General features: G+C 69.8%; 21 protein-coding genes. 15 read left to right on the top strand and 6 right to left on the bottom strand.

The window, feature by feature from the left end; genetic code table 11:
* Window positions 1-14: 14 nt before the first annotated feature.
* Complete coding sequence (locus ACGFX9_RS17785; RefSeq protein ID WP_016642988.1) at window positions 15-248, bottom strand: Lrp/AsnC family transcriptional regulator; 234 nt, start codon at window positions 246-248, stop codon at window positions 15-17.
* A gap of 210 nt (window positions 249-458) precedes the next feature.
* Here ACGFX9_RS17785 and ACGFX9_RS17790 point away from each other — a divergent pair, with 210 nt between their 5' ends.
* Both ACGFX9_RS17790 and thiD read left to right on the top strand, forming a co-directional pair.
* On the top strand, window positions 459-1,427 hold the full coding sequence (locus tag ACGFX9_RS17790; protein ID WP_393472072.1) for a thiamine-phosphate kinase: 969 nt from the start codon (window positions 459-461) through the stop codon (window positions 1,425-1,427).
* A 4-nt stretch (window positions 1,428-1,431) separates the two neighbouring features.
* Entirely contained in the window at window positions 1,432-2,229 is a 798-nt protein-coding gene (gene thiD / locus ACGFX9_RS17795) for a bifunctional hydroxymethylpyrimidine kinase/phosphomethylpyrimidine kinase (protein ID WP_393472076.1), read from the top strand.
* Between the two features lie 95 nt (window positions 2,230-2,324).
* On the opposite strand, the gene rpmB is transcribed toward thiD, so the two are convergent.
* Window positions 2,325-2,510, bottom strand: a complete 186-nt coding sequence (rpmB, locus tag ACGFX9_RS17800) for a 50S ribosomal protein L28 (protein WP_160507429.1) — start codon at window positions 2,508-2,510, stop codon at window positions 2,325-2,327.
* 218 nt (window positions 2,511-2,728) lie between these two features.
* Here rpmB and ACGFX9_RS17805 point away from each other — a divergent pair, with 218 nt between their 5' ends.
* From ACGFX9_RS17805 to mutM, 9 genes are all read left to right on the top strand, one after another.
* A complete protein-coding gene (locus tag ACGFX9_RS17805; RefSeq protein WP_393472079.1) occupies window positions 2,729-4,396 on the top strand; it encodes a DAK2 domain-containing protein in 1,668 nt (555 codons plus the stop codon).
* Window positions 4,397-4,475: 79 nt separating this feature from the next.
* A complete protein-coding gene (recG, locus tag ACGFX9_RS17810; RefSeq protein ID WP_393472082.1) occupies window positions 4,476-6,683 on the top strand; it encodes an ATP-dependent DNA helicase RecG in 2,208 nt (735 codons plus the stop codon).
* An 87-nt stretch (window positions 6,684-6,770) separates the two neighbouring features.
* The gene (gene rsmD, locus ACGFX9_RS17815) at window positions 6,771-7,364 is read left to right on the top strand and encodes a 16S rRNA (guanine(966)-N(2))-methyltransferase RsmD (protein ID WP_393472085.1); all 594 of its coding nucleotides are present in this window, start codon (window positions 6,771-6,773) and stop codon (window positions 7,362-7,364) included.
* Window positions 7,365-7,390: 26 nt separating this feature from the next.
* Window positions 7,391-7,870 (top strand): pantetheine-phosphate adenylyltransferase, encoded by a 480-nt coding sequence (gene coaD / locus ACGFX9_RS17820; protein WP_393472524.1) that lies wholly within the window; start codon window positions 7,391-7,393, stop codon window positions 7,868-7,870.
* 98 nt (window positions 7,871-7,968) lie between these two features.
* Complete coding sequence (locus ACGFX9_RS17825) at window positions 7,969-9,054, top strand: cell division initiation protein (RefSeq protein ID WP_393472089.1); 1,086 nt, start codon at window positions 7,969-7,971, stop codon at window positions 9,052-9,054.
* A 170-nt stretch (window positions 9,055-9,224) separates the two neighbouring features.
* Window positions 9,225-9,869, top strand: a complete 645-nt coding sequence (locus ACGFX9_RS17830) for a YceD family protein (protein WP_393472528.1) — start codon at window positions 9,225-9,227, stop codon at window positions 9,867-9,869.
* A 2-nt stretch (window positions 9,870-9,871) separates the two neighbouring features.
* Window positions 9,872-10,045, top strand: a complete 174-nt coding sequence (gene rpmF, locus ACGFX9_RS17835; protein WP_073491177.1) for a 50S ribosomal protein L32 — start codon at window positions 9,872-9,874, stop codon at window positions 10,043-10,045.
* Window positions 10,046-10,052: 7 nt separating this feature from the next.
* Window positions 10,053-10,895 carry a ribonuclease III gene (gene rnc, locus ACGFX9_RS17840; RefSeq protein ID WP_393472092.1) on the top strand — a complete coding sequence of 281 codons (843 nt, stop codon included), beginning with the start codon at window positions 10,053-10,055 and terminating at the stop codon, window positions 10,893-10,895.
* A 112-nt stretch (window positions 10,896-11,007) separates the two neighbouring features.
* Complete coding sequence (mutM, locus tag ACGFX9_RS17845; RefSeq protein WP_393472094.1) at window positions 11,008-11,871, top strand: bifunctional DNA-formamidopyrimidine glycosylase/DNA-(apurinic or apyrimidinic site) lyase; 864 nt, start codon at window positions 11,008-11,010, stop codon at window positions 11,869-11,871.
* Here mutM and ACGFX9_RS17850 read toward each other — a convergent pair.
* Together ACGFX9_RS17850 and ACGFX9_RS17855 are read right to left on the bottom strand one after the other, a co-directional pair.
* Window positions 11,841-12,272, bottom strand: coding sequence for a winged helix-turn-helix transcriptional regulator (locus tag ACGFX9_RS17850; protein WP_393472096.1), 432 nt, complete (start codon window positions 12,270-12,272; stop codon window positions 11,841-11,843). The genes mutM and ACGFX9_RS17850 overlap by 31 nt on opposite strands.
* Before the next feature lie 76 nt (window positions 12,273-12,348).
* Complete coding sequence (locus ACGFX9_RS17855; RefSeq protein WP_393472099.1) at window positions 12,349-13,284, bottom strand: CAP domain-containing protein; 936 nt, start codon at window positions 13,282-13,284, stop codon at window positions 12,349-12,351.
* A 131-nt stretch (window positions 13,285-13,415) separates the two neighbouring features.
* Between ACGFX9_RS17855 and ACGFX9_RS17860 the strand changes: the two genes are divergently transcribed.
* The 4 genes from ACGFX9_RS17860 to ACGFX9_RS17875 all read left to right on the top strand — a co-directional run bounded on the left by ACGFX9_RS17860 (window position 13,416) and on the right by ACGFX9_RS17875 (window position 19,779).
* A complete protein-coding gene (locus ACGFX9_RS17860) occupies window positions 13,416-13,697 on the top strand; it encodes an acylphosphatase (protein WP_393472102.1) in 282 nt (93 codons plus the stop codon).
* A 384-nt stretch (window positions 13,698-14,081) separates the two neighbouring features.
* Window positions 14,082-14,285, top strand: a complete 204-nt coding sequence (locus ACGFX9_RS17865) for a hypothetical protein (RefSeq protein WP_393406156.1) — start codon at window positions 14,082-14,084, stop codon at window positions 14,283-14,285.
* A gap of 258 nt (window positions 14,286-14,543) precedes the next feature.
* Window positions 14,544-18,104 carry a chromosome segregation protein SMC gene (gene smc / locus ACGFX9_RS17870; RefSeq protein WP_393472107.1) on the top strand — a complete coding sequence of 1,187 codons (3,561 nt, stop codon included), beginning with the start codon at window positions 14,544-14,546 and terminating at the stop codon, window positions 18,102-18,104.
* Window positions 18,105-18,327: 223 nt separating this feature from the next.
* A complete protein-coding gene (locus ACGFX9_RS17875; protein WP_393472531.1) occupies window positions 18,328-19,779 on the top strand; it encodes a sugar porter family MFS transporter in 1,452 nt (483 codons plus the stop codon).
* A 44-nt stretch (window positions 19,780-19,823) separates the two neighbouring features.
* On the opposite strand, the gene ACGFX9_RS17880 is transcribed toward ACGFX9_RS17875, so the two are convergent.
* Both ACGFX9_RS17880 and ACGFX9_RS17885 read right to left on the bottom strand, forming a co-directional pair.
* Window positions 19,824-20,804, bottom strand: coding sequence for an LLM class flavin-dependent oxidoreductase (locus tag ACGFX9_RS17880; protein WP_393472111.1), 981 nt, complete (start codon window positions 20,802-20,804; stop codon window positions 19,824-19,826).
* A 90-nt stretch (window positions 20,805-20,894) separates the two neighbouring features.
* Entirely contained in the window at window positions 20,895-22,346 is a 1,452-nt protein-coding gene (locus ACGFX9_RS17885; protein ID WP_393472114.1) for a purine-cytosine permease family protein, read from the bottom strand.
* Between the last annotated feature and the right edge of the window lie 60 nt (window positions 22,347-22,406).

The following is a 22,406-nucleotide window of genomic DNA, read 5'->3' on the forward strand; positions in this document are numbered from 1 at the left end:
AGGGTAGACGGGGGCTACAAGTGCACGACGGGGCAGGTCAGGGTCCGGGTGATGCCGTCCACTTGCTGGACCTTGGCGACCACCATGCGGCCGAGTTCGTCGACCGTGTCCGCCTGGGCGCGCACGATGACATCGTAGGGTCCGGTCACGTCCTCGGCCTGGATCACTCCTGGGATCTTGCCGATCAGCTCGGCGACGGTCGACGCTTTGCCGACCTCTGTTTGGATCAGGATGTACGCCTGTACCACGGAACCTCCAGGGCGGCCACGAGGATCATGTGGGGAGAAGGGACGCCACGGTACCGCGTCGCCGCTTCCCACGGGGAGACCCGGGCGACCTGTGGCGCGCACATCACGGTGGACGGGCAACAGAAGTTGACGGTCATCTCGACCGTACCTATGACAGAGACGGCTCGCGACCGCAAGCCGAGCAGCGTTGAAAGGGCATGGTGAGTCCCGGTGAAGGGAACCGTCGGCGAGTTGGGGGAGTTCGGTCTGATCAGGGAACTCACCTCCCGGCTCACCACCACCCCGGCCGTCCGGCTCGGCCCCGGCGATGACGCCGCCGTCGTGTCGGCCCCCGATCGCAGGGTCGTGGCGAGCACCGACATCCTCCTTGAGGGGCGGCACTTCCGCCGCGACTGGTCCACCGCGTACGACGTGGGCCGCAAGGCCGCCGCACAGAACCTCGCGGACATCGCCGCGATGGGCGCCGTACCGACCGCGCTGCTCCTCGGCCTCGTCGTGCCCGCCGAACTCCCCGCCAGCTGGCCCACCGAGCTCATGGACGGACTGCGGGACGAATGCCAGGTCGCCGGAGCGGCCGTCGTGGGCGGAGACGTCGTACGCGGCGACACGATCACCGTCGCGATCACCGCGCTCGGCGATCTGCGCAACCACGAGCCGGTCACGCGCGCGGGCGCACAGCCCGGCGATGTCGTCGCCGTCACCGGCTGGTTGGGCTGGTCGGCCGCCGGGCACGCGGTGCTCTCCCGCGGCTTCCGCTCGCCACGCGCCTTCGTGGAGGCCCACCGCAGGCCCGAACCGCCCTACCACGCGGGCCCCGCGGCCGCCGGCCTCGGCGCGACCTCGATGACGGACGTGAGCGACGGGCTCATCGCCGACCTCGGTCACATCGCCGACGCGAGCAAGGTGCGCATCGACATCCGCTCAGGAGACGTCGACGTGCCCTCCCAGATGAACGACATCGGCCAGGCCGTCGGCGTCGACCCCATGCAGTGGGTGCTCAACGGAGGCGAGGACCACGCGATCGTGGCGACGTTCCCGCCTGACGTGAAGCTGCCCGCCCGCTGGAAGGTCATCGGCGAGGTCCTCAACCCCTCGGCCCTGCCGCAGGTGACGGTCGACGGGGCGCCCTGGACCAGCAAGGGCTGGGACCACTTCGGCGACAACGGAGACATGGAGTGACCGAGTGAACACCGCACCGCCCCGCGTCCTGACCGTCGCCGGCTCCGACTCCGGCGGCGGCGCGGGCATCCAGGCCGACTTGAAGACGATGCTGGCGCTCGGCACCCACGGCATGAGCGTCATCACCGCCGTCACCGCGCAGAACTCCCTCGGCGTGCAAGGCGCTTGGGAACTGCCGGTGGAGGCGGTGCGGGCGCAGTACCGCAGCGTCGTCGACGACATCGGCGTACAGGCCGTCAAGACGGGCATGCTGGCGTCGGCCGAACTGGTCGAGGCCGTGGCCGAGTTGATCGCGGCCACCGACGCCCCCTCGGTCGTCGACCCGGTGGGCGTCTCCAAGCACGGCGACTCGCTCCTGGCGGCCTCCGCGCTCGACTCCGTCCGTACGAAGCTGCTCCCCGTCGCCACGGTCGCGACCCCGAACCTCGACGAGGTCGCGCAGCTCACCGGCATCCATGTCGAGTCGGAGGACGGCATGCGCAGGGCGGCTGCGGCCCTCCTCGCCTACGGCCCGCGATGGGCGCTCATCAAGGGCGGCCACCTCCAGGGCGACGCGGTGGACCTGCTCACCGACGGCTCCGAGGAACTCTGGCTGCGCGCACCCCGCCACGACAACCGCCACACGCACGGCACGGGCTGCACCCTGGCCAGCGCTGTCGCCGCAAACCTGGCCAAGGGCCTGCCGGTGCCGGAGGCGGTCACCGCCGCGAAGGAGTACGTGACCGGGGCGATCGCGGCCGGGTTCGCACTCGGCGGCGGGATCGGGCCGGTGGACCACGGCTGGCGGTTCAGGGGTCAGTAAGTACTGGCGGACGCATACGGGAACACGAAAGAGCCGGTCTCCCGAAGGGGACCGGCTCTTTCAGCAACCAGCTAGGTGGCCGCGCTTACTAAGCGTCAGCGCGAGACCTTGCCGGCCTTGATGCACGAGGTGCAGGCGTTGAGCCGCTTCGGCGTCCCGCTGACCACGGCACGAACGCGCTGGATGTTCGGGTTCCAGCGACGGGACGTACGGCGGTGTGAGTGCGAGATGTTGTTGCCGAAGCTCGGCCCCTTGCCGCAGACGTCGCAGTTGGCAGCCACGGGTCACTCCAAGACTTCAGATGCACTTACGGGTAATCCCGGCATGCCGGGATCAGTGCAATGATCGTGGGTGGCGTTGCCAGGAGGAATGTCCCGATGGGTATCGGGCAACCGGAGCAGCATACAACGACTGCTTCGATAGAACGAAACTACCATGTCTCGCCCCGGCCCCGCCCCGGGCCCTTCGCCCTTCCCGGTCTACGCTGCGTCCATTCCGGATGCCTTTAGGAGGCGAGCAGGTGCCGCAGAACCTCGACGCCGTCGCGGTGCGCGCCTGGTGCGGCCTCGCCCTGGACGCCCTGGGCGGCGCCCGCGAGGAGATCGACGCGATCAACGTCTATCCGGTCGCGGACGGTGACACCGGAACCAACCTCTATCTGACCGTGGAATCGGCGGCCCAGGCGGTCGACGCGGTGTTCACGGGCCTTGAACCGTCCCGCCCCGCACTGGCCGAATCCGTGCGGGCCATGGCGCACGGCGCGCTGATCGGCGCCCGCGGCAACTCGGGCACGATCCTCTCGCAGCTGCTGCGGGGGATGGCACAGGTCCTCGGCGCCGACCGTGACTCGGATCACGCCGACGGCCAGGCGCTGGCACTCGCGCTGCGGCGGGCCGCGGAGTCGGCGTACCAAGCGGTCGCGCACCCAGTGGAGGGCACGGTCCTCACGGTGGCCGCCGCCGCGGCGGACGCGGCTTCCGGCGCCGACGGCGACTGCGGGGCGGTGGCACGCGCCGCGTACGACGGAGCCTGCCGGGCCCTCGACGCGACTCCCGGGCAGCTCGCGGTGCTCGGCCGGGCCGGAGTGGTGGATGCCGGGGGGCGCGGGCTCGTGGCGGTCCTCGGGGCGCTGGTGGGTGCCCTGTCGGGCGAGACAGTGACCCTGAAGACGACCGCTTCGGGCGGCCACGCGCGCGTGGAGCCCATCGAGTGCCAGGACGACCCGGGCGACGACACGGACGCGGCCCCCGCCTTCGAGGTGATCTACCTCCTTGAAGCCGACGACACGGCCGTCACACGGCTGCGGACCCGGCTCGACGGACTCGGCGACTCCCTCGTCGTCGTCGGCGGCGACGGCCTGTGGAACGTCCACGTCCATGTGGACGACGCCGGCGCCGCCGTCGAGGCGGGCGTCGAGGCGGGGCGGCCCCACCGCATCCGCATCACCCACTTCGGAGTGGGCGACGCACACACCGCGGGCGCCGCGAAGCCGCCGCGGGAACGTGCGCAGCGCGCCATCGTCGCCGTCGTACCGGGGGAGGGGCTCGCCGGTCTCTACGCCGATGCCGGGGCGACCACGGTGCCCACGCGCCCCGGGGAGCCGCCCGCCAGCGGGGAGCTCGTCGAGGCGATCCGGCGGGCCCACGCGCGGGAGGTGGTGCTCCTGCCGAACGACGCCGAGCTGCGCCACACCGCTGCCGCCGCCGCGGAACAGGCCCGCACCGAGGGCGTACGCGTCGCGCTGATCCCCACCCGGTCCGCGGTCCAGGGCATCGCGGCGCTCGCCGTGCACGAGCCGGACCGCCGCTTCGACGAGGACGTCGTCGCGATGACCTCGGCGGCCGGCGCGACCCGGTACGCCGAACTGGCCGTGGCCGAGCGGCAGTCGTGGACCTCGGTCGGCATCTGCCAGGCCGGGGACGTGCTCGGCCTGATCGACGGCGATGTCGCGGTGATCGGCGACGAGACAAGCCGCACCGCGCGGTCCGTCCTGGACCGGATGCTGGCCGCGGGCGGCGAGATGGTCACGCTGGTGCTCGGCGAGGACGTACCGGACAGCGTCGGCGACGATCTTGAGAAGCATGTGCGCGAGGTGCATCTGGCCGTCGACACGGTGGTCTACCGCGGTGGACGACAGTCCGCGCTGCTGCTCATCGGCGTGGAGTAGCCGCCCGCGGCATTCCTGGCCACCACCTGACCAGCGGATTTCGGGGTCGTACGCCGAATTGTCAGTGGTGTGGTGTGCAATGGATCTCGTGCCCGCGCTCGAAGAACCCCTGAAGAAAGTGGTCGGTCCCGCCACCGCGAAGGTGATGGCCGAGCACCTGGACCTGCACACCGTCGGCGACCTGCTGCACCACTACCCCCGGCGGTATGCCGAGCGCGGTGAGCTCACCCGCCTCGCCGATCTCCCGCTGGACGAGCACGTCACCGTGGTCGCCCAGGTCGCGACGGCACGCATCCTGACGTTCAACGGCGGCAGGGGCCAGCGCCTCGAAGTGACCATCACCGACGGCAGCGGCCAGCTCCAGCTGGTCTTCTTCGGCCGCGGCATCCACAAGCCGCACAAGGACCTGCTGCCCGGCACGCGCGCGATGTTCGCGGGCAAGGCATCCGTCTTCAACCGCAAGATGCAGCTGGCGCACCCGGCGTACGAACTCCTGAAGGCCGACCCCGACACCCCCGACACCGACGAGGCGGTCGGCTCCTGGGCCGGCGCCCTCATCCCGATCTACCCGGCCACCGCCAAGCTGGAGTCCTGGAAGATCGCCAAGTCCGTCGACGCGGTCCTGCCCAGCGCCCAGGAAGCCGTCGACCCGCTGCCGCCGGGCCTGCGCGACGGCCGGGACCTGATCCCGCTCCCCGAAGCGCTCCTGAAGATCCACCGCCCCCACACCAAGACGGACATCGAATCCGCCCGCGCCCGCCTGAAGTGGGACGAGGCCTTCGTCCTCCAGGTAGCCCTGGCCAGACGCCGGTACGCGGACGCGCAACTCCCCGCGATCGCCCGCCGCCCCCGCGAGGGCGGCCTGCTCGACGCCTTCGACGCGAAGCTGCCCTTCACGCTCACCGAGGGCCAGGAGAAGGTCTCCAAGGAAATCTTCGACGACCTGGCAACCGAACACCCGATGCACCGCCTCCTCCAGGGAGAGGTGGGCAGCGGTAAGACAATGGTCGCCCTGCGCGCCATGCTCGCCGTCGTCGATGCGGGCGGGCAGGCCGCGATGCTCGCGCCCACCGAAGTCCTCGCGCAGCAGCACCACCGCTCGATCACCGAGATGATGGGCGAACTTGCCGAGGGCGGCATGCTCGGTGGATCCGATCAGGGCACCAAGGTCACGCTGCTCACCGGCTCCATGGGCGTGGCGGGGCGGCGGCAAGCCCTGCTCGATCTGGTGACGGGCGAGGCCGGGATCGTCATCGGCACGCACGCGCTGATCGAGGACAAGGTCCAGTTCCACGACCTGGGCCTGGTCGTCGTCGACGAACAGCACCGCTTCGGGGTCGAGCAGCGCGACGCCCTGCGCGGCAAGGGCAAGCAGCCCCCGCACCTCCTGGTCATGACGGCCACGCCCATTCCGCGCACGGTCGCGATGACGGTCTTCGGCGATCTGGAGACCTCGGTCCTCGACCAGCTCCCGGCGGGCCGCTCGCCGATCGTCACCCATGTCGTGCCGGCCGAGGACAAGCCCCACTTCCTGGCACGCGCGTGGGAGCGCGTGCGTGAGGAGGTGGAGAACGGCCATCAGGCGTACGTGGTGTGCCCCCGGATCGGCGACGAGGACGACGACCCGAAGAAGGCCAAGAAGAAGGCCGAGGAGCAAGCCACCGCCGAGAAGCGGCCGCCGCTGGCCGTCATCGAGGTCGCCGAGCAGCTCACCCGTGGCCCGTTGAGCGGCCTCACGGTCGAGATCCTGCACGGCCGCATGCAGCCCGACGACAAGGACGCGGTGATGCGCCGCTTCGCCACGGGCGAGACCCAGGTCCTGGTCGCGACGACGGTCATCGAGGTCGGCGTGAACGTCCCGAACGCCACCGCCATGGTGATCATGGACGCGGACCGCTTCGGCGTATCGCAGCTGCACCAGCTGCGCGGCCGCGTCGGCCGAGGCTCGGCCCCCGGCCTCTGCCTCCTGGTCACCGACATGCCCGAGGCGAGCCCGGCCCGCGCCCGCCTCGGAGCCGTGGCCGCGACGCTCGACGGCTTCGAGCTCTCCCGCATCGACCTGGAGCAGCGCCGCGAGGGCGACGTACTGGGCCAGGCGCAGTCCGGTGTCCGCTCAAGCCTGCGCATGCTCGCGGTCATCGAGGACGAGGAGATCATCGCCGAGGCCCGCGAGGAGGCCGTCGCCGTGGTCTCCAGGGACCCGGACCTTGAGCAGCTGCCGGAGCTGCGCACCGCCCTGGACGCCCTCCTGGACGACGAGCGCGAGCAGTACCTCGACAAGGGCTGAGACAAGGGCTGACAGGCGGCAGGGACAACGGGGCTGAGAGACTGAGGCCGGATCTTCCCGCACGTTCGTTCACCGACAAGGACTCAGATGACCCGCGTGATCGCCGGTGTGGCCGGCGGACGTCGCCTCGCCGTCCCGCCAGGAACCGGCACACGGCCCACGACCGACCGCGCACGCGAGGGCCTGTTCTCCACCTGGCAGGCCCTGCAGGGCACGCTTGACGGGGCGCGCGTCCTCGACCTGTACGCCGGGTCCGGAGCCATCGGCCTCGAAGCGCTCTCCCGCGGCGCGGGCCACGCCCTGCTCGTCGAGGCGGACGCCCGCGCGGTGCGCACCGTCCGGGAGAACGTCAAGGCCATCGGCCTGCCCGGAGCCGAGGTCCGGGCAGGCAAAGCAGCCCAGATCATCCAGGGCGGCGCCCCCTCCACCCCGTACGACCTGGTATTTCTCGACCCTCCGTACGTCGTCACCGATGACGATCTTCGCGAGATCCTGCTCACACTCCGTGCGGGGGGCTGGCTCGCGGACGACGCGCTCGTCACCGTTGAGCGCAGTACCAGAGGCGGGGAATTCGGCTGGCCCGACGGCTTCGAAGCACTGAGGGCCCGTCGCTACGGCGAAGGCACGTTTTGGTACGGTCGCGCCGCCTCTACGTGCGACGACTCAGTGATCGCGCCATGACCGGACCGGAGAGCGAGGGAATTCAGTTGCGCCGCGCCGTCTGTCCGGGGTCGTACGACCCCGTCACCAATGGACACCTCGACATCATCGCCCGTGCTTCCAAGCTGTACGACGTGGTGCATGTGGTGGTGATGATCAACCAGTCCAAGCAGGGCCTGTTCACGGTCGACGAGCGGCTCGAACTGCTCCGCCGGACCACCGCCGACTACGGCAACGTCGAGGTCGAGTCCTTCCACGGCCTTCTCGTCGACTTCTGCAAGCAGCGCGACATCCCGGCCATCGTCAAGGGTCTGCGGGCGGTCAGCGATTTCGACTACGAACTGCAGATGGCCCAGATGAACAACGGCCTCTCGGGCGTCGAGACCCTCTTCGTGCCCACCAACCCCACCTACAGCTTCCTCTCCTCCTCGCTGGTCAAGGAGGTCGCCGCCTGGGGCGGCGACGTCGCCCACCTGCTGCCGCCGGTGGTCCACGAGGCACTGACCGAGCGCATCGGCAAGAAGTGACGCACTGACAGTCCGTCACCCGGTGTCGGACGGCCGCCGACTGGCCTTACAGTCGTGCCGTCCGTCTCCAACCAGCTGTAGAGAGTGGCGAGCACACGGTGGACGTGCAGAAGAAGATCGATGAGATCGTCGAGGCGGTCGGCAGCGCCCGGTCCATGCCCATGTCGGCCTCGTGCGTGGTCAACCGCGCCGATCTCCTGTCGATGCTCGAAGAGGTGCGCCAGGCGCTGCCCGGCTCCCTCGCCCAGGCTCAGGAGCTCATCGGCGGCCGCGAGCAGCTGGTCGAGCAGGCCCGCCAGGAGGCGGAGCGGATCATCGAGTCCGCGCACGCCGAACGCGGCTCGCTGATCTCCGACACGGAGGTCGCCCGCAATTCCCAGGGCGAGGCCGAACGCATCCTCGCCGAGGCCCGGCAGGCCGCCGACGAGGTCCGCGTCGAGGCCGACGACTACGTGGACAGCAAGCTGGCCAACTTCGAGGTCGTCCTCACCAAGACCCTCGGCTCCGTGGGCCGCGGGCGCGAGAAGCTCCTCGGCACCGGACCCGGCCTCGACGAGCAGGGTTACGAGGACGAGGACGCCCCGCAGCGCAGCCTCGACCCCGAGACGCTGCGCCGGGACGCGGACGCGTACGTAGACGCCAAGCTCGGCGCCTTCGAGGCGGTCCTTGCCAAGACCCTGGAGGCGGTCGGCCGCGGCCGTCAGACCCTGCACGGCCGGGCGCCCGCCGACGACCTCGCGGGCCTCGCCCAGGACCTGGGCTCCCAGGCGCACACCACGGACGCCGAGTACCTCGCGGGCCTCACCGACCCCACGGCGACGGCCCCCGCAGCCCCGGCCCCTGCCGCCCCGCAGCCACCCCAGGCGCCCCCGCAGATCCCCGCGCAGCAGCCGTACGCCCCGCCCCAGCAGGAGCCGGACCCCTACGCGTACCAGCAGCAGGACCAGTACGCCTATCAGCAGCAGTACGCCCAGCAGGACCCGTACGGCTACCAGCAGCAGGATCCGTACGGCTACCCGCAGCAGGGCTACGACCAGGGCCAGCAGCAGGGCTATGCGGAACCGCAGCAGCATCAGCAGCAGCACCAGAACCAGCAGGCCCCCGGGGTGCTCGACGAGACCAGCCTCTTCGACACCGGCATGATCACGGCGGAGCAGCTGCGCCAGTACGAGCAGGGCCGCTGACGCCCGGTCCGCGGTCCTTCCGGGACCGGATTGGGCCGAGAGCGAATGGTCCAGTATCCTGGCTCTTCGGTCGCGCGTACGTCCGCGATCCGGGCTGCCCGGCTCATGAGCACAGCTCATGACGGGGACGGCCCTCATTGAACTTCCAGGATTCGAAAGCAGGAAAAGCCCTGAGTGCTCACCTTGACCACCGCAACCCTCTCGTGTTCGACACACACGAGCTGGGTCGGCGGCCCGGTGCGCTGCAGCGGCTGACCCGTTCCGTCGAGGCCCCCGGTTCGCCGGGCGGTTTCGGTATCGAAGGGGTCATCGGAGTGCCGGCAGGCGCCCCGGTCGAGCTGGAGATCCGCCTTGAGTCGGTCATGGAAGGGGTGCTTGTCACAGGCACCGCCCGTGCGTCGGCCGAGGGGGAGTGCGTAAGGTGTCTGGAGCCGCTGAAGCTTGAGGTGGAAGCGGACTTCCAGGAGATGTTCTCGTACCCTGACGCCGACGACCGGGGCCGCACAGCGGAACCGGCCGACGACGCCGAGGACGACGAGGACAGGCTCTATCTCGAGGACGGCTTGTTCGACCTCGAGTCTGTGCTGCGTGACGCGGTAGTGCTCGCACTGCCGATGCAGCCGGTGTGCCGGGACGACTGTCCGGGCCTGTGTTCCCAGTGCGGAGCACGGCTCGCGGACGACCCGGAGCACCACCATGACGCCCTCGACATCCGTTGGGCGGCACTGCAGGGACTCGCCGGGACCATCCAGGACGGCGAGAAGGACGACGTGAGCGGCGCCGAAGCCGGCGTCGACGAGAAGCAGGAGAAGTAGCCGTGGCTGTTCCGAAGCGGAAGATGTCGCGCAGCAACACGCGCCACCGCCGGTCGCAGTGGAAGGCTGCGGTCCCCAACCTGGTCGCGTGCGAGCGCTGCCACGAGCCGAAGCTGCAGCACATCGCGTGCCCCAGCTGCGGCACGTACAACAAGCGCCAGGTCCTCGAGGTCTGAGCGGCTGGTGAGAGGCACCGTGTCTAGCCACAAAACGGCGGATGACGCCAAGGCGGAAAACGCCAAGAAGCAGGCGGAGAACACGGCCTCGTCCCACACGCTTTTGGAAGGGCGGCTCGGGTACGTACTCGAGTCCGCCCTTCTGGTGCGTGCGCTGACCCACCGTTCGTACGCGTACGAGAACGGCGGTCTGCCGACGAATGAACGGCTCGAGTTCCTCGGGGACTCGGTGCTTGGACTCGTCGTCACGGACACGCTCTATCGCACCCACCCCGACCTGCCCGAAGGCCAGCTGGCCAAGTTGCGGGCCGCGGTGGTCAATTCGCGTGCGCTGGCGGAGGTCAGTCGAGGCCTCGAACTCGGCTCCTTCATCCGGCTCGGCCGGGGTGAAGAGGGTACGGGTGGCCGGGACAAGGCATCCATTCTCGCCGACACCCTTGAAGCGGTGATCGGCGCCGTCTATCTGGACCAGGGTCTGGACGCGGCGGGTGAGCTGGTGCACCGGCTCTTCGACCCGCTGATCGAAAAGTCCTCGAACCTGGGTGCGGGACTGGACTGGAAAACCAGCCTCCAGGAGCTCACCGCGACCGAGAGCCTCGGTGTTCCCGAGTACCTCGTCACGGAGAGCGGCCCGGACCACGAGAAGACCTTTACTGCTGCCGCCCGCGTCGGAGGCGTCTCGTACGGCACCGGCACCGGCCGCAGCAAGAAGGAAGCGGAGCAGCAGGCCGCGGAGTCCGCGTGGCGCGAGATTCGCGCTGCCGCGGATGAGCGGATCAAGGCGGCGGAAGTCGCTACCGCTACCGCTGCTGTGAAGGTTGACGAGGGCGCAGAAGCCCCCTCTGCCTGACAGTCGCTTTACTGTTGGTGCCGGTCGCCCTGTTGGGTGGCCGGCACCAGCCATTTTCGCCGCTTCGCGGTATTTTTCCCGCCCCCCACCCGATTGCCCCGGAGTAGTCCTCATGCCCGAGCTGCCCGAGGTCGAAGTCGTCCGGCGTGGTCTGGAGCGTTGGGTGGCCCATCGGACCGTCGCCGACGTAGAGGTGCTGCATCCGCGTGCCGTGCGGCGGCATCTCGCGGGCGGTGACGACTTCGCGTACCGCCTCAAGGGGCAGCACATCGGTATGGCGATGCGGCGCGGGAAGTATCTCTGGCTGCCCGTCGAGGAGAGCAACACCTCGATCCTCGCCCATCTGGGCATGAGCGGGCAGCTGCTCGTGCAGCCCCAAGAGGCGCCCGACGAGAAGCACTTGAGGATCAGGGTGCGGTTCGCCGACGAGCTCGGCACCGAGCTGCGCTTCGTCGACCAGCGCACCTTCGGCGGGCTCTCGCTGCACGAGAACACCCCGGACGGCCTGCCCGACGTCATCGCGCACATCGCACGCGACCCGATCGACGCGGAGTTCGACGACGCGGCCTTCCACACCGCGCTGCGCCGCCGTCGTACGACGATCAAACGCGCCCTGCTCGACCAGTCGTTGATCAGCGGTGTCGGCAACATCTACGCGGACGAGGCCCTTTGGCGGGCGAAGCTGCACTACGAGCGGCCCACCGGAACGTTCACGCGCCCGCGCACCGCCCAACTCCTGGGCCACGTACGGGATGTGATGAACGCGGCCCTCGCCGTCGGCGGGACGAGCTTCGACAGCCTGTACGTGAACGTGAACGGCGAGTCCGGGTACTTCGAGCGGTCGCTCGACGCCTACGGACGTGAGGACGAGCCGTGCCGCCGCTGCGGTACGGCCATGCGACGGCGCCCCTGGATGAACCGCTCCAGCTACTTCTGCCCGCGCTGTCAGCGGCCGCCGGCCGCGCCGCTGTCGTAGCGTTCGCGCGCCGCGAGTACGCCGTCCATCCTGCCCTCCACGAAGTGGATGAGGCCCATCAGGCGATCGGTGATCTCCCGGCCGAGCGGCGTGAGTTGATACTCCACACGCGGCGGGTTGGTGGGCTGTGCGTCGCGGTGGACCAGGCCGTCGCGCTCCAGCGCGTGCAGGGTCTGGGAGAGCATCTTCTCGCTCACGCCGTCGACCCGGCGGCGCAGTTCGTTGAAGCGGAACGTGCCGTCGTGCAGTGCGCCCAGGGTGAGCGCGCCCCAGCGTCCGGTGACGTGCTCCAGGGTGCCGCGTGAGGGGCACTGCTTGGAGAACACGTCGTACGCCAGGTCCTGAACGCCTTCGGTACACGCCCCGTCCGGGGTGCCCTCGGCCTGAGCGGTGGGATCCATGCAGTCAGCATACTCCCGCGCAGCGCAACCTCATGGGTTGCGCTAACGAAAAGTTAGCCCTCGGGGGTTCCGTCTCCTAGAAGCCGAAGTCCTGCGTCCACCAGGGGCCGCCCTGCGCGAAGTGCGCGCCGACGCCCAGGGTCTTGTAGTCGCAGTTGAGGATGTTGGCCCGGTGACCGGGGCTGTTCATCCAGGCGTCCATCACGGACCGGGCATTGGCCTGCCCGCGGGCGATGTTCTCGCCGCCCAGGTCCGATATCCCGGCCTTCTCGGCGCGGTCCCACGGGGTCGCGCCGTCCGGGTCGGTGTGGTCGAAGAAGCCGCGCTCGGCCATGTCCGAGCTGAACCGCCCGGCGAGGGCGGCCAGCGAATCGTCCGCGCGCACGGGGGTGCAGCCGACCTTGGCCCGCTCTTCGTTGACGAGGGTGAGCACCGCGGCCTCGGCCGCCTGCTCGGCGGAGGGCGACTGCGAGCCGTTCGCCGCCGGAGCCTTCGGTTTCTGGGACGGGGTGCGCGAGGGGCTCGGGGGCGTCGTCTTCTTCTGCTTCTCGGCCTCCGGCGCGGGCGCCTTGGTCGACGGCTTCTTCGACGGCTCGGCCGAGGGCTTCTCTGTGGACCGCGAGGGGGAGGGGCTGGGGGCGTCGGGGCGGCCCGAGCCGCGGCTCGGCGGGGCCGACTCGCGGTCGGCGGTGCCTTCGTCGCCGCCCTGGGGCGCCACCTTGCTGGGGGTGCTCGCCGACTGCACCTTGTTCGATTCGCCGCCACCACCGAGCGAGTAGTTGTCGGCGCCCGGGACGAGGCCGGAGGCCACTGCCACGGCGCCCATCGCGACGGCGGCCGAGACGCCGAGCAGGCCGGTGCGCACCGGTGTGGCACGGCCCCTGCGGCGGTGCGACACGGTGGCGGGGTGGGGCTCCGGGGCGCCGGCGTGCTCGCCCGCGTACACGTCGGAGACCCCAGTGGCGCGGCCGGTGGCGGCTCCCCCTGCGCCGGAGCGTCGGTGGCGTCCCATCTCCTGGCCTTCCTCGTCCTAGCGGTCAACGTGACTCACCCATACGGGTGAGGCTCATCGAGTCGGGACTGTACGCGATGGCGCATGGGGACGAAGTGCTACGAGAGCAATTGGCCGGTTAGCGTGCACCCATGAACGAAGAAGTCAGGCTCACGGCCTGGGTGCGTGGCCAGGTGCAAGGCGTGGGATTCCGCTGGTTCACGCGGGCCAAGGCTCTTGAGATCGGGGGTCTGAGTGGTTTTGCTCTCAATTTGGAAGACGGCCGCGTGCAAGTCGTCGCGGAGGGGGCGCGAGCCGGCGCCCAGGGGCTCCTCGACTGGCTGCGCGAGGGCGACACACCCGGCAGGGTCGACGGTGTCACTGAGATCTGGGACACCCCACGAGGCATCTACGAGACGTTCGCGATTCGCTGACGGAGAGCGGTCGGGCGGCCTCGCTCAGGCGGGGTCGGGGCAACTGCCCGGGGCAGGAAATACCTGGTGGTTGCCAAGAACGGTCCATCGTGGCAGGCTCCGGGAGTAAGGATGATCGACACGCCCCCAGGGCCCCGCAGCAGAGGCAGCGCCGCCGTTTCTCCGGCCGCACGCCCTCGGGTCGCCCGCCAATACGGGGCGTGATCGTGTTGACCGTCAAACTTTTTGGTGAGACTCTGGAAGCCCCGCGCACCTTAGCTGTTTGGCATGTGAGAACGGCCAGCAAAACCCAGCACGAAACAACGAGTGCCAAGCACCGCGGGTGCGATTCCCTCACGACCCACACCGCTTCGGTCGGTCACTCATTGTGGAGGACCATCCATCATGGCAAAGGCGCTTCTCGGTTACGTCGGCGGTTCCGACCCGCGACTTCTCGCCGAGATGCGACGGCTCCAGCAGCGTGTCCAGGACCTGGAATCTGAGCTCACCAAGATCCAGGCCGAGAACGACGCGCTCGCGGCTGCCGCTTCTCACGAATCGCTCCTGGAGAGCATCGACGTACCCCAGGCGGAGCCTGCGCTCACCTGACCACCCACTAGTAAGGCACTCGCCTCGCGGGGTCCTGCGTCACGCCAGTTCGCGTAACGCTCCGACGACCCTTCGGGCTGCCTGTTAACGCACGTGGTCGGGCTGCTTATGGCAGCCGCTTGTCCAGTACTGCAAGGGACGCTTCGGCGTCCCTTCTTTCTTGCCACAGGTATGCCGCCGCTAGCCTGTTTGCTTTACACCTGATGTGCCCTGCATCTTCCGGGGTGAAACGGTCAGTGAAAGGTAGAGTCCGGCGGCGTGCACCTCAAGGCCCTGACACTGCGCGGTTTCAAATCCTTCGCGTCGGCCACGACGCTGAAGTTCGAACCGGGCATCACCTGCGTCGTCGGACCGAACGGCTCCGGCAAGTCCAATGTCGTGGACGCGCTGTCCTGGGTCATGGGCGAGCAGGGCGCCAAGTCGCTGCGCGGCGGCAAGATGGAGGACGTCATCTTCGCCGGCACCACCGGGCGCCCGCCGCTCGGCCGGGCCGAGGTGTCCCTCACCATCGACAACTCCGACGGCGCCCTGCCCATCGAGTACGCCGAAGTCACCATCACGCGGATCATGTTCCGCAACGGCGGCAGCGAGTACCAGATCAACGGCGACACCTGCCGCCTCCTGGACATCCAGGAACTGCTCTCCGACTCCGGCATCGGCCGCGAGATGCACGTCATCGTCGGGCAGGGCCAGCTCGACGGCGTACTGCACGCCGACCCCATGGGGCGCCGCGCCTTCATCGAGGAGGCCGCCGGCGTCCTCAAGCACCGCAAGCGCAAAGAGAAGGCCCTGCGCAAGCTCGACGCGATGCAGGCCAACCTCGCCCGCGTCCAGGACCTGACCGACGAGCTGCGGCGCCAGCTCAAGCCGCTTGGCCGGCAGGCCGCCGTGGCGCGCAGGGCCGCCGTCATCCAGGCCGATCTGCGCGATGCCCGTCTCCGTCTGCTCGCCGACGATCTCGTACGCCTCCAGAACGCGCTGCGGACGGAGGTCGCCGACGAGGCCGCGCTCAAGCAGCGCAAGGACTCCGCCGAGGCCGAGCTGAAGAAGGCGCTCCACCGGGAGGCCGAGCTGGAGGGTGAGGTGCGGCGCCTCGCCCCGCGGCTCCAGCGGGCCCAGCAGACGTGGTACGAGCTGTCGCAGCTGGCCGAGCGGGTGCGCGGCACGGTCTCGCTCGCCGACGCCCGGGTCAAGAGCGCGACCGCGGCTCCCCCCGAGGAGCGGCGTGGCCGTGACCCCGAGGACATGGAGCGCGAGGCCGCGCGGATCCGGGAGCAGGAGGCGGAGCTGGAAGCCGCCCTGGAAGCCGCGGAGCACGCCCTTGAGGACACCATCGGCCACCGTGCCGATCTGGAACGGGAGCTGGCGGTCGAGGAACGCCGCCTGAAGGACATGGCGCGGGCCATCGCCGACCGGCGTGAGGGTCTCGCACGGCTGCACGGCCAGGTCAACGCGGCGCGTTCGCGGGCAGGGTCCGCGCAGGCCGAGATCGACCGGCTCGCCGTGGCGCGGGACGAGGCGGGGGAGCGCGCGGTCGCCGCCCAGGAGGAGTACGAGCAGCTGAAGGCGGAGGTCGACGGGCTCGACGCCGGTGACGCGGAGCTCGGCGAGCGGCACGAGGAGGCGAAGCGTTCCCTCGCGCAGGCCGAGGGCGCGCTCACCGCGGCGCGGGAGGCCGCCACCGCCGCCGAACGCAAGCGGGCCGCGGTGGCCGCCCGCCGCGAGGCGCTCGCGCTCGGCCTGCGCCGCAAGGACGGGACGGGAGCGCTGCTCGCCGCGAAGGACGGCCTGGCGGGGCTGCTCGGCCCGGCCGCCGAACTCCTTTCGGTCGCTCCGGGGTACGAGGTCGCCATCGCCGCGGCGTTCGGCGCGGCGGCGGACGCGATCGCCGTGGCCACGCCCGCGTCGGCGGCGGATTCCATCCGGCTGCTGCGCAAGCAGGACGCGGGACGGGCGGCGCTGCTGCTCGCGGGGGCGCCTGACGCGGAGGGCGACGTACGTACCGGCGGTGCTGAAGGGCCGCCCTCCGCCGCCGAGTTGGTGCGCGGTCCGCAGGAGCTGATGCCCGCCGTGCGGCGGCTGCTGCGGGGCATCGTCGTCGTCGGCACCCTCGAGGACGCCGAGGATCTCGTCTACGCCCGGCCGGAGCTCACCGCCGTCACCGCCGAAGGCGACCTGCTCGGGGCGCACTTCGCGCAGGGTGGGTCTGCCGGGGCGCCGAGCCTGCTCGAAGTCCAGGCGTCCGTCGACGAGGCCGCCGCCGATCTTGAGCAACTCGCCGAAGAGTGCGATGAGTTGGCCCGCGTACAGCAGGAGTCCGGCGAGCGGCGCAAGGAAGCCGCCGCGCTCGTCGAGGAGTTGGGGGAGCGCAGGCGCACCGCCGACCGCGAGAAGTCGTCCGTGGCCCAGCGGCTCGGCGCGCTCGCCGGGCAGGCGCGGGGCGCCGCGGGCGAGGCCGAGCGCAGTGCGGCAGCCGCGGCCAAGGCGCAGGAGGCGCTGGACAAGGCGGTCGAGGACGCCGAGGAGCTGGCCGAGCGGCTCGCGGTGGCGCAGGAGGCTCCGGTCGAGGAGGAGCCCGACACCTCGGTACGCGACCGGCTGGCCGCGGATGGGGCCAATGCCCGGCAGACCGAGATGGAGGCCAGGCTTCAGGTACGTACGCATGAGGAGCGGGTCAAGGGGCTGGCGGGGCGTGCCGACTCGCTCGACCGGGCCGCGCGCGCCGAACGTGAGGCACGCGCGCGTGCCGAGCAGCGCAAGGCCCGGATGCGGCACGAAGCCGCGGTCGCCGAGGCCGTTGCCCGGGGCGCGCGGCAGTTGCTCGCGCACGTCGAGGTCTCCCTCGTACGGGCCCAGGAGGAGCGCGGCGCCGCCGAGCGCGCCAAGGAGGCGCGGGAGCGGGATCTGGCCGCCGAGCGCAACCAGGGGCGCGATCTCAAGGCGGAGCTCGACAAACTGACGGATTCAGTTCACCGCGGCGAGGTACTCGGTGCCGAGAAGCGGCTGCGGATCGAGCAGCTGGAGTCCAAGGCACTGGAGGAACTCGGTGTGGAACCGGCGGGACTCGTGGCCGACTACGGCCCGGACCAGTTCGTGCCGCCCTCGCCCGCCGCCGAGGGCGAGGAGCTGCCGGAGGATCCAGCGCACCCGCGCAACCGGCCCGTGCCGTTCGTCCGGGGCGAGCAGGAGAAGCGGCTGAGGTCCGCCGAACGGGCGTATCAGCAGCTCGGGAAGGTGAACCCGCTGGCCCTGGAGGAGTTCGCCGCTCTGGAGGAGCGCCATAAGTTCCTGAGCGAGCAGCTGGAGGACCTGAAGAAGACACGCACCGACCTCCTGCTGGTGGTGAAGGAGGTCGACGAGCGCGTCGAGCAGGTCTTCACCGAGGCCTACCGGGACACGGCAAGGGAGTTCGAGGGCGTCTTCTCGCGGCTCTTCCCGGGCGGCGACGGGCGGCTCATCCTGACGGATCCCGACAACATGCTCACCACGGGCGTCGACGTCGAGGCGCGTCCGCCGGGCAAGAAGGTCAAGCGGCTCTCGCTGCTCTCGGGCGGTGAGCGGTCGCTGACGGCCGTGGCGCTGCTCGTCTCCATCTTCAAGGCGCGGCCCAGTCCCTTCTACGTGATGGACGAGGTCGAGGCCGCGCTCGACGACACCAACCTGCAGCGGCTCATCCGCATCATGGAGGAGCTGCAGGAGGCATCGCAGCTCATCGTGATCACGCACCAGAAGCGGACGATGGAGGTCGCGGACGCGCTGTACGGCGTCTCCATGCAGGGGGACGGCGTCTCGAAGGTGATCTCCCAGCGGCTCCGGTAGGCCTTCACCGGCCCGTCGCAGTCCTGCGCCGACCCTTCACCGGTCGGGCTCAATAAGTTCAAGACTTGAACGAAGTCAGCCTCATGCGTGCCTGAAAATCACAGGAACCCAGGTATTGACTTCGAAACTTGAAGGCATAGTCTCTGCAACGTTGCTTTTACCTTCAGGTGGTGGGCGGCGCGAAGTTGTGCGCCACTTGAAGAGCTCGCCCCCACCCCCGGCAATGCAGCCGGTGGCCCGAGGAGTCCATGTGACCAGCACAACGAAGGTGCCGCAGCCCGAAGGCAGAGAGGCCCACCCCGACCATCTCGGCCATGTCATCTTCATTACGGCAGCCGCCGCGATGGGTGGCTTCCTCTTCGGCTATGACAGCTCGGTGATCAATGGCGCCACCGTCGCCATCCAGCACCGCTTCGACGTCGACGCGAACATGCTCGGCTGGATCATCGCCACCGCGCTGCTCGGCTGTGCCGTCGGTGCCGCGATCGCCGGCCGCATCGCCGACCGCATCGGCCGTATCCGCTGTATGCAGATCGCCGCGCTCCTCTTCGCGGCGAGCGCCGTCGGTTCGGCCCTGCCGTTCGCGGCCTGGGACCTGACGATGTGGCGCTTCATCGGCGGCATCGGCATCGGCATGGCCTCCGTCATCGGCCCGGCCTACATCGCCGAGGTCGCGCCGCCCGCCTACCGAGGCCGCCTCGCCTCCTTCCAGCAGGCCGCGATCGTCATCGGCATCGCCGTCTCCCAGCTGGTCAACTGGGGCATCCTGAACATGGCGGACGGCAACCAGCGCGGCAAGCTGATGGGCCTCGAGGCCTGGCAGCTGATGCTCGGCGTCATGGTCATCCCCGCCCTCCTCTACGGCCTGCTCTCCTTCGCCATCCCCGAGTCGCCGCGCTTTTTGATCTCGGTCGGCCGCAACACCGAGGCGAAGAAGGTCCTCGGCGAGGTCGAGGGCACCAAGATCGACCTGGACGCGCGCGTCAGCGAGATCGAGGAGGGCATGCGCCGCGAGCACAAGTCCTCCTTCAAGGACCTGCTCGGCAAGGTCGGCTTCCTGCCGATCGTCTGGATCGGCATCGGCCTCTCGGTGTTCCAGCAGCTCGTCGGCATCAACGTGATCTTCTACTACTCGAACCAGCTGTGGCAGTCGATCGGCAAGGACCCGAGCAGCTCGTTCCTGTACTCGTTCGAGACGTCGATCGTGAACATCATCGGCACGGTCATCGCGATGGTCTTCGTCGACCGCATCGGCCGCAAGCCGCTGGCCATCATCGGCTCGGCCGGTATGGCGCTCGCGCTGTTCACCTGCGCCTGGGCCTTCTCGTACCGCACCGGCACCGGCGACAACGTCTCGCTGCCCGACGCGCAGGGCCTGACGGCGATCATCGCCGCCAACTTCTTCGTGCTCTTCTTCGCCCTCTCCTGGGGCGTGGTCGTCTGGGTCCTGCTCGGCGAGATCTTCCCGAACCGGATCCGCGCCGCCGCCCTTGGTGTCGCCGCGGCCGCGCAGTGGCTCGCCAACTTCGCGATCACCAAGACGTTCCCGAGCATGTCCGAGTGGAGCCTGACCGGCTCGTACATCATCTACGGCGCCTTCGCCCTGATCTCGATCCCCTTCGTCATGAAGTTCGTCAAGGAGACGAAGGGCAAGACCCTGGAGGAGATGGGCTAATCCCCGCTGCCCCTCCTCTGCGGAAGCTGCCCCGGTTCAAGGACCTATTCCTTGAGCCGGGGCAGTATGTTTTCGCAGAAGTGGTGCAGGCTGCGCCATCCCTCGTCGACCGGCATCCCGCCGGCGAGCGGATGCAGTACGAGATTGGCGGCGCCGCCCTGGACGTACGCCACGCACTCGTCGGGCGTCAGGACGCGGTAGACGCCCTCGGCGCGCAGCTCATCGACCGTGGTGGCGGCGGACTTCACCGCCGAGCGGATGTCCTTGGACTGCCAGGAGGCGTACGTGCGGGCCTCGTGCAGGAAGTGCTCGCCGTGCTCGGCCCAGGTGCGGTCCGGGTCGTCCGCGATGTGCAGGAGCGGGGTCTCGGCGGCGGGCATCATCGTCCAGCCCTCGGTGCCGTACTCCGCGAGGCGTTCGTTGTAGTAGGCCTCCAGCTCCGGCAGATGGGCGCTGGGGAAGAACGGCAGGCCGAGCCGGGCCGCGCGCCGGGCCGCGGCCTGTGAGGAGCCGCCGACCAGGAGCAGCGGGTGGGGCCGGGTGTGCGGGCGCGGGGTGACGCGTACGCTGCGGCCGCGGAACTCGAAGGGCTCGCCCGTCCAGGCCTTCAGAAGCGTGTCGAGCAGCTCGTCCTGGAGCTTGCCGCGCCGCTTCCAGTCGACGCCGAAGGCCTCGTACTCCTCGGGCCGGTAGCCGATCCCCGCCACGGTCACCAGACGGCCGCCGCTGAGCAGATCGAGTACGGCGATGTCCTCGGCGAGCCGCAGCGGATCGTGCAGCGGCCCGATGATCGCGGAGACCGTGACAGCGATGCGCCGGGTCGCGCCGAATACCGCGCCCGCGAACGTGAAGGGCGAGGGCAGCCAGTTGTTGGCGACGCCGTGGTGCTCCTCGGTCTGGATCGTGGAGATGCCCCGGTCGTCGGCGTACGTGGCCATCTCCAGGGCGGCCTTGTAGCGCTCGCTCAGCGAGGTGGGCGTGGCATCCGGATCGACGAGGTTGAAACGTACGACTGTGACGGGCATGGGAAACGTCCCCCTTCACCGTGGGCGGCGAAGGGGGACGTTAGTTGACGTAGTGTCAGATGAACAGTGTCCGGCGGGAGTTGGTCCGCGTCAGGCGGAGACCAGCTCCGTCTCGCCCTCGCCCTTGCCCTTGCCCGAGGGGGCCGCGGGGGCCGGGGTCTTGGGGAGCACCGCGTACAGCGCGGCCGCGATGACGATCGTGGCCAGCCAGCCCAGGCCGTTGCGGCCGACCCAGGACGTGGCGAGCGGGCCGCTGAACCAGTCGACCTTCGTGAAGAGCAGCCCCACCACCAGGGCGATCGCCCACGCGGCCATGGCCTGCCAGGCGAAGCCCGCCTTGTACCAGTAGGCGCTGGTGCGCTTGGTGTCCATCAGGGCCTCGGCGTCGTACGTCTTCCTGTGCAGCATGTCGACGCCGAAGACGCCGATCCAGGCGGAGAACGCGACGGCGAGCAGGGTGAGGAAGGAGATGAACGAGCCGATGAAGCTGGTGGCCACGTTCATCAGGAGGTAGCCGAAGATCAGGCTGATGACGGCGTTGATGGAAACGGCCCACGCGCGCGGGACCTTGATGCCGAGCGTCATCGCGGTGAAGCCCGCGGAGTACATCGACATCGAGTTGATCAGCAGCATGCCGATCAGGGCCATCAGCAGGTACGGCACCGCGATCCACGTCGGCAGGAGCTGGCCGAGGAAGGAGACCGGGTCCGAGGCCTTGGACAGGCTCGGCGTGGAGACCGCCATGACGGCGCCCATCAGGACCATCGGGACGACGACGATGCCGGCGCCGCCGACCGCGTTGCCCACCAGGGCCTTGCTGGAGGCGTTGCGCGGGAGGTAGCGCGTGAAGTCCGGGCCCGTGGGGACCCAGCTGATGCCGCCGGCGGCGATCACGCCGACGCCCGCGATCATCGAGGCGGTGGAGCCCGCGGACTGCGAGAAGACGTCCGACCAGGCGGTGTTGGCCAGGAGGTAGACCAGGACGAGGATGCTGAAGGCGCCGAAGAGGTACGTCGCCCAGGTGTTGCAGACGTGCAGCACCTTGCGGCCGAGGCCGCTGATGACGAACGTACAGGCGACGAAGGCGATCAGCGTCACGACCGTCAGCCACTTGCTGGACTTCACGCCGAAGCAGATGTCCAGGACGGTGATGATCGCGTACGCGCCCGTGACCGCGTTGATCGTCTCCCAGCCCCAGCGCGCTACCCAGATCAGCGAGCCGGGGAAGAGGTTGCCGCGCTGGCCGAAGACCGCGCGCGAGAGGGTCATGCCGGGGGAGCCGCCGCGCTTGCCCGCGATGGAGATCAGGCCGACCATGCCGTAACTCAGGACGGGCGAGACGAGGGCGACGACCAGGGCCTGCCAGAAGTTGAGGCCGTTGGTCACGATGAGGCCCGCGCCCATGGTGAGCAGCAGGACGCTGATGTTGGCCGCCACCCAGGTGGGGAACAGCTCGCGGGTCCTGCCGGTGCGCTCGGAGTCGGGGACGGGCTCGAGGCCGCGTGTCTCCAGGGCGCCTTCGTTTTCGGCGGTGGTGCTCATGGGGTGGGTCCGTGCCTCTCGCTCGGATCGCAACGCCGCGACCCGTCCGTGGGGGTGATC

The organism is Streptomyces sp. NPDC048436, assembly GCF_043200355.1.
GTDB lineage: Bacteria > Actinomycetota > Actinomycetes > Streptomycetales > Streptomycetaceae > Streptomyces.